Origin of the sequence: Phormidium pseudopriestleyi FRX01 (assembly GCF_017313335.1) — a bacterium.
In the GTDB taxonomy this organism is placed as follows: domain Bacteria; phylum Cyanobacteriota; class Cyanobacteriia; order Cyanobacteriales; family Laspinemataceae; genus Laspinema; species Laspinema pseudopriestleyi.
The window spans coordinates 22,376-30,327 of record NZ_JAFLQW010000191.1 but is presented as its reverse complement, the minus strand read 5'-3'; the positions used below and the strand labels follow the sequence as shown (position 1 = coordinate 30,327).

The following is a 7,952-nucleotide window of genomic DNA, read 5'->3' as shown; positions in this document are numbered from 1 at the left end:
GAGGGTTTGGTGACCAAACCCCTACATGAAACAACGATTTTTCCTCATTAAATTTACCACCTTGACAGGGCTAGTCTATAAAAACCCGCACCCTTCAGGGTGCGGGTTTTTTAGACTCCACCTTGAGGGAATCCGCCTCTTTGTCAAACACCGACTGATCCCCTAAAACTCTTCCCTCTGGAGAATTTGTGCTTGGGGTTATCGGGGAGGGCAGATGACTCGGTAAGATGGAATCGATCCCCCGGCGTTTTTAACAGCGTACCTCTGCGACAAATAGCGGGTTCAACCGCCTGAAAAGTCGCAGTGGGATTGATCATGAGCGATCGCCCGGGCGGTGTCTGACAAGCATTTATATTGAGGACATGGATATCGCAACAGAGAATGCTGCAACAATTGCTATCGTGTTGGTCGCCCTAGGAATCTTGGGGTGGGGATATTATCGCGCTAGGGATTTCGGAAAACTCGGCATCTTAGCCTGGTTACAGTCTGCGGTACTGATGTTCCCTTGGCTGTTGTTCTTTGGCTTATTCTCCGCCGGAATCTACCTGAACTTAGTGGGAATTCTGCTGCTGGTTCTCGCCTCTGCGGGTTTGTACATCTATCTGGGCAAACAACTACGGGCGGCGGGTCAGGATGAGGTCCTGCGAGAACGGGCCGCAAAACGCTTGCAGTCCGATCAGATTCCTGTGGGGAGCAACCCAGAGAACCCGTCGATTCCCGGCGTTGAAGACCAACTCAAGACGATCGCCCCGGAGTTTGTCAGAATTCCCGAAGAGGACCTCAAAAAAATCCAGGGGATTTTTGGCATTGATACCTTCTTTGCTACAGAAACCATTTCCTATCAAGAAGGGGCAATTTTTAAAGGGAATCTGCGTGGGGATCCAGATGAGGCTTACGATCGCCTCGCCGAGACCCTGAAAGAACGCATGGGCGATCGCTATCGGCTGTTTTTAGTCCCCAATCCTGACGAAAAACCCGTGGCGATCGTCTTACCCAGTACCTCGGACCCCAAACCTACCACCCGAGGACAAAAAATCCTCGCCCTAGTGCTATTTATAGCCACGATTTTCACCAGCTTAGAAACCGCTGGATTATTCCTGGGGTTCGACTTCTTTACCAATCCCCAACGCCTGGGGGAAGTGCTCCCCCTAACCTTGGGAATCTGGGCCGTATTGCTCTCTCATGAAATCGCCCACCGGATAATCGCCCAGAAAAATAACGTCCGCTTAAGCTGGCCCTTTTTCATCCCCACTTGGCAAATCGGTTCCTTTGGGGCAATCAATCGCTTTGAAACCCTCTTGCCGAACCGAACAGTGTTGTTTGATGTGGCCTTTGCCGGACCTGCTGCCGGTGGATTAGTCTCTCTGGCGATGTTAATCGTGGGTTTACTTCTGTCCCACGAAGGCAGCTTGTTTCAAATTCCGGCAGAGTTTTTCCAAGGGTCTGTGTTAGTCGGCACTTTAGCAAAAGTTGTGCTGGGTTCAGCATTGAATCAACCCTTGGTCGCGGTACATCCGATGATGGTGATTGGTTGGCTGGGATTAGTGATTACTGCACTTAACCTCCTGCCTGCGGGTCAACTTGATGGGGGCCGGATTGTCCAGTCTGTCTATGGACGAACCATTGCAGGAAGGGCGACGATCGCCACGGCAATTGTCCTAGCGATCGCCGCTTTCTTCAATCCTCTGGCCTTATATTGGGCGATCGTGATTCTCTTCCTACAACGGGGTTTAGAACGCCCCAGTTTGAACGAAATTAAAGAACCCGATGATGCCAGGGCAGCCTTGGCTTTGTTAGCCTTATTTTTGGCGATCGCCACCTTACTCCCCCTGAGTACCTCCTTGGCCGGTCGTTTAGGAATTGGCGGATAATAATAGAAGGAGAAAGCAACGCAGGAGGACCGCAGAAAAATACCTAGGTCCTCGATACAGTACAAGTTAGAAACCGGGTTTCTTCAAAAAATCTTTACTTCATGAGCAACAAGTTTGGGCGAGAAACCCGGTTTCTTGTTCTCTTTATTTAACAAAACCGACGTCATAGCTTTCGCGCTTTCCTTTTCCTCTTCTACCCCCCTTTTAACATCATGAGTGCTCGACCCCAGATATTACTTGTTTTTGATACAACCTCACTGTTAGCCGGTGATACAAAGATTTGGAAAGATTACAAACGGGTGGGGAGTTGTTTTGTCCCCAACGTTGTCTTTGAAGCGATGCAGGATTTTGCCGATCGCGCAGCCGAACCGGGACAGGAGAAGGCAGCAAAAGAATTTATGACATTTTGGCCCAAAAGTGGCTGGCAGCAAACCACCGCCACCGCTACCCATCGCCGGTTACAACCCGCCGAAGGTGCATCCTTGAGTGTGAGTGCTCGGTTAAGTTTAGAGATTGCCCAAGCTGCCTATGGTGTGGCCCTAGAACGGTCAGATGCGATCGTCGTCTTTGTCTGCAATGGACAACCCCTGCTTAAACGGATCACCGCCTTACGCCAAAATAATCTCTGTGGGATTACCTCAGCGATGTTGTTACAGTGGTCAAGGGCGAAGAAAGAACCCGAAGTGGTGACTCAGCAGTTAGAGAGATGGGAACAAAGCGATGACACCTCCGGAATGAGTACCGCCTCCAAAGCGCGATCGCCCTCCAAAGGCCACAAAAAAGCCGCAGTCTCCCGCAAACCAGCCGCCAAACGAACCAAACCCATCCCGATCCAGGAAGAAATCATCGATGATTCGGCTTATGCTCTCCAAAATCGCCGACGCGGATTTTACGTCAAACCCAAGAAATCCAATATTTTCGCTCAGTTAAGTACCGCACTTGTCGCCTTAGTCATGGCAACATTCATGATCACAGTCCTCGGCTTTATGTGGAAAATGGCCTTTCCCGAAACCTTTAACCCCTTTTGGCAGCAGCACATCCAGCCCCAGTTAAAAAAATTACCCCCCATCCCCGGACTATAGCGAGTTTAAATCAGTTTGCTATAAAAATAGCGAGCAAGATGCTCGCACTCCAAGGTGTTCGGAAAATTTCTGCGGGTGTTCGTAGTAACGCCTTCAGGCGTACTCTAATGTTCGTAATAACGCCTTCAGTCGTTCCCCTCCTATCCTTTTACCGCAACCCCTTTGTACAAATACCCCACAGTCTTAGGAATCTTAGGCGCATAAAAGCGCTCAAGTTCCAGAATCTGAAACTGATGTTCTACTAAACTTTGAATCGGACGATTCAGATGACATCCATCCCCCACGATTTTTTGCAGAGGAGTGAGGAAATTCTGCCAACCTTGAATCTTCGGTTCCTCACTCAATCCATGTTCCAAAAAAAAGAACTTTCCTCGGGACTTGAGAACCCGGTGAATTTCTGCTAAAGCCCGTTCCACCTGGGGAATACTACATAAAGTCCAAGTGCTAACAACACTATCAAAACTCTCATCAGGAAAGGGTAAATTCTCCCCACTGATGACCCGAACTTCCACCTCAATATCCGAGGATTCAATCCGGTTTTGGGCCAACTGATTCATCCCGGGATTCGGGTCTACAGTGGTGAGCTTTTGGACTGTTTCTGGATAATGAGGCAAATTTAATCCGGTCCCAAACCCAATTTCTAAAACATTGCCAGATACCTCAGATAAAACCGCTTCTCTATACTGAGAAATCCGTGGATCGGACATTGTAATATCTATCAGTTTGGGTAGAATAACTTGGGAATAAAATTTCATGGTTAATGAAAAAAATTGGGAGCTTCTTATTTCATTATAGCACAAAAAAATGACCCTAAAGTTTAGGAGTAGGAGCATCTTGCTCCCTACGTCTTAGGGTTAGCAAGATGCTCCCATTCCTTATTTGTTCAATGTTCAAGAGGTCTAAACATAAGGTCAGGTTAATCGAGGATTGATGGGAATTATTCCGCTTTGACTAAAGATAATGCTTTGATTAACTCTTCGAGACGAATTGGTTTAGTGATGTAATCATCCATTCCAGCGGCGAGACAGATTTCCCGATCGCCTTGCATGGCATTGGCAGTCATTGCAATAATTTTTGGCTTATTTAAATGTAAACGTTCTGCATATTTTTTAACAATTTGACGAGTCGCTTCTAACCCATCCATTTCAGGCATTTGCACATCCATGAGGATGACATCGTAGGATAGCCGATGCAAGGCTTCTAAGACTTCGAGTCCATTATTAGCGACATCCGCACGATATCCCATGCGCTCCAAAATTCGGAGGGCAACTTTCTGGTTGACGATATTATCCTCAGCTAATAAAATTCTTAAGGGAATCCGCTTCGCCATGTAACAATCAATTAGAGATTTCTTAGAACGGGAGATAGATTCATATTTAACAGGACTGGTGGAGGGGTTTTTATCCAGAACTTGAATTAAGGTATTATACAGTTGAGACTGTTTAATCGGTTTATTAATAAACGCTGCAAACTTAACGAAAACTCCATCTACTTCTAGCGATTCAGGTTTACCCATTGAGGTGAACATGACTAAGGGAAGGGATTGCCATTGGGGTTGGCTTTGAATCCGCAATGCGAGGGTTAATCCATCCATTTCGGGCATTTGCATATCCAAAATAGCGAGGTCAAAATGATTGCTGACTTCTAAAAGGGCTAAGGCTTCGGAACCGGATGCAGCATGGTGGGGGAACATTCCCCAGTTTTGAGTGTGTTTGAGCAAAATTTGTCGATTTGTGGCGTTATCATCGACGATTAGCAGTTTTTTACCCCTGAGTATTGGCCGATCGCTCTGCTGATATTCATCGGAATCGATCGCCTTGGGGTTGGAGTGAGCAATTAAGGTGAAGTAAAAGGTAGAACCCACCGCTTCCTCACTCTCAATCCACATTCGACCCCCCATTAATTCGCTTAAGCGCTTGCAAATTACCAGTCCCAGTCCAGTCCCGCCAAACTGACGAGTGGTAGAGGCATCGACTTGAGAAAAGGGCAGAAAGAGGCGATCGCGACGATGGGAGGGAATCCCAATTCCCGTATCTCGAATGGAAAATTGGAACTCGTAAGCAACCGGGGTGAACTCATCCGCTGATAGCGGCTGTAAACCCGAGGGAGTTTCCCCATTCGCCGTGACTAAATGGGTGGCAAGTTCGGCTTGAGAACCTGGAGAGGTTAACCGGGTTGCACTCACGGATACCACGATTTCGCCGGTTTGAGTAAATTTGACGGAATTGCCAATTAAATTGACTAAAATTTGCCGCAACCGAGTGACATCTGAGATAATGTGTTTGGGCGTGGTAAGTTCAATTTGGTATAATAATTCCAGCCCTTTTTCAGCGACTTTTGGAGCAAATAAATCTAAGGCTTCTTCGATGCAAGTTTGCAGATTAAAGGGATGATTTTCTAGTTCGAGTTTGCCGGATTCAATTTTAGAGAAGTCGAGGATATCATTAATAATCGTCAGTAAGCCATCGCCACTGGTACGAATCGTCTCAATATAATCCCGCTGTTCCTCGGTTAAATTCATATCCAGTAATAACCCCGTCATGCCAATCACGGCATTCATGGGAGTCCGGATTTCGTGACTCATGGTGGCGAGGAATTCACTTTTGGCACGGTTGGCGATTTCAGCGGATTCTCGGGCTTGTTTTAAGGCTTGATTTTGCTCGGCCAGTTGCGATCGCGCTGCTCGTTCACGAACCAGTAATTCCGATTGAGCTAAGGCAATGCCGAGTTGAACCGCAACCGCTTCGAGTAGTTCAATTTCCTGGGGTTCCCAATGGCGGAACCGATCGCATTGATGGAAGCCAATGGTCCCATTCGGTTCCCCTTGATAGGATGTGCGAACGGCTAACATCGACTTGATTTGAGCTTGATGGCACAGGGGGAGTGCCTCCCGTAGTAAGGGGTCGGTATTAATATCATCAGAAGCCACCGCGCGATCGTCAGCAAACACCTTTTGAATGTAGGGATTACCTTGCACCGGAATTTGAATACCCATCATCGATGGATACCCAGGTTCTACATATTCTGCCACCGTATCTACCGTACTGGCTTCCTGGGTATAAGAGAGAATCACACAACGATTCAGGTGAAAACCGCGACCCATTAAATCCGTCGCCGTTTGTAAAATTTGTTGAGAATCTAAACTTTGGCGAATTTCTCGGGTAATTTGCCCCAGTAACAACGTGCGTTGGTATTCAGCCCGGAATGTATTCTGGGCCGTGTCTCGTTCGATTTCCCCACCGATCCACTGTGCCATCAAGGTCACCAGTTGGCGATCGCTGTCTTTAAAGGCGGTATCGCGTGGGGTGCGGCTGGAAAAGCTCAGAGTCCCGTAAACCTCTGAAGCTACGAAAATCGGCGTGCCAATATACGCCTGGAGTTGCCGGACTTGATAGCCGCTATGGGTTTGCCAAACCTCAGATTGTGCAGCGGATTCGATACAGAGTGTAGATTGTTCCGAGAGGGTATAGGCGTCATAAGTTTGACTTAAATTGAACGCATCCCCGGGAAACAGTTTAAACAGACTGGTTGGAGGATAGCAAGTGGCGACGATCTCGATGCGATCGCCCTCGACGCGACCCAACATCCCAATTTCTAACTTAAATCGCTCCGAACCCATTGCTAACATCCGCTCAAGACGCTCTTGCAGACTCAAATCCACCGCTGCTTGCACCTCAATCAGCGATCGCAATGCTGCCTCAGTTTCGCGCTGTTGCGCTTCGACACCCTTGCGATCGCTGATGTCGCTGGCAATCCCCAAAAATCCGGTAATTTCCCCCGTGCGATCGCGCAGGGCCGAAATAGACAACAACACCGGAAACCGACTGCCATCTTTGCGGATATAGGACCATTCGTATTCGTCCGGTTTCCCCCGCTGGATTTTGGCTGTAAACACATCAAACCCAGGCGTAATCTCCACCCCCAGTTCTTCGGAAAGTTCCTGCGCCCTCTGGACCACTTCCATCGGATCATGGAGAATCGCCGGAGTCATTTTCCCGACCATTTCCTCGGCAGTATAACCCAGCCAGCGTTCAGACGTGGCATTAAATGTATAAATAATCCCATCAATCCCCGTAGAGATAATCGAGTAGTTGGCACTATCTAAAATAGCCTGTTGCCGGGTGATGGTTTCTTCCTGGCTATCCTCACCGGACTGTTGTTTACCCCGGTTTGGAAAACCCGTTGCGGGAAGATTCATCACCTCGCGGGGATGGGAAGATTGTGGGCGATCGCCTCCCGTATCCAGCAAATCATTCTCCTGAACTAGGGCGATAGTTTTGCCAGTGAGGGGGTCAATAATCTGACGGACGACGACTGCCTGGGGTCCTACATCGGTTTGCTCCGGTAACGCCTTCCCCAGCATGAGTGGATTGGCAACGCCTCTATGAGGGAGAATTCCCGGACTCACCCCCTCTACCAACAGGGCTAGGCGTCCTTGGTCAATCTCCATCCCAGAACAGAGGCAGGGAATCTGCACTGCTTCTCCCTGGGGATAAAAGGTCCACTGTTCGATCGCCGTTTCCCCAGACTTCAACCGTTTGGAATAGCCCTTTAATCGGGGGTTCTTTGCCCCTAAAATCTCCCGGAAATCTCGCTGTTGCAGTGCGTCCAAACTCGCTGCACCCCAGAGTTGCAAAGCGGCAGGGTTCGCCCACCACAGTTGCAATTGTTCGAGATCGAACACCCAAATGGGCGATCGCAAGAGGGACAAGCAAGAGGACAGTTTAAATGGGTTCACGACCGTTTTATTGATTTCACAAATAGATTATCACTTCACTGGCTCATCCAGCTCAGAATTCTGTTCCCAATCGTTCAATCTCCACAACCGAAGGAATTAACCCTCCGGTGGAGAATAAAATTTCGACGAAAACCGAAGGGTATCTCTATTTTAGGACGGATATATCACCTGTTATAGAAAATGATGGGCAATTAAAGCCCCTCCCCGGCTGATCCATCTAGGTTTTTTACAAAAATGTTGTAAACCTGACTCAGTAAGATT

General features: G+C 48.2%; 4 protein-coding genes. 2 read left to right on the top strand and 2 right to left on the bottom strand.

From position 1 onward, the window contains the following. Positions 1-362 precede the first annotated feature (362 nt). Complete coding sequence (locus J0895_RS06920; protein WP_207087374.1) at positions 363-1,871, top strand: site-2 protease family protein; 1,509 nt, start codon at positions 363-365, stop codon at positions 1,869-1,871. Between the two features lie 212 nt (positions 1,872-2,083). Beyond that, the gene (locus J0895_RS06915) at positions 2,084-2,953 is read left to right on the top strand and encodes a PIN domain-containing protein (RefSeq protein ID WP_207087373.1); all 870 of its coding nucleotides are present in this window, start codon (positions 2,084-2,086) and stop codon (positions 2,951-2,953) included. A 140-nt stretch (positions 2,954-3,093) separates the two neighbouring features. On the opposite strand, the gene J0895_RS06910 is transcribed toward J0895_RS06915, so the two are convergent. Continuing rightward, a complete protein-coding gene (locus J0895_RS06910; RefSeq protein ID WP_242541115.1) occupies positions 3,094-3,660 on the bottom strand; it encodes a class I SAM-dependent methyltransferase in 567 nt (188 codons plus the stop codon). Between the two features lie 230 nt (positions 3,661-3,890). Continuing rightward, complete coding sequence (locus J0895_RS06905) at positions 3,891-7,691, bottom strand: response regulator (RefSeq protein ID WP_207087371.1); 3,801 nt, start codon at positions 7,689-7,691, stop codon at positions 3,891-3,893. Positions 7,692-7,952: the final 261 nt, after the last annotated feature.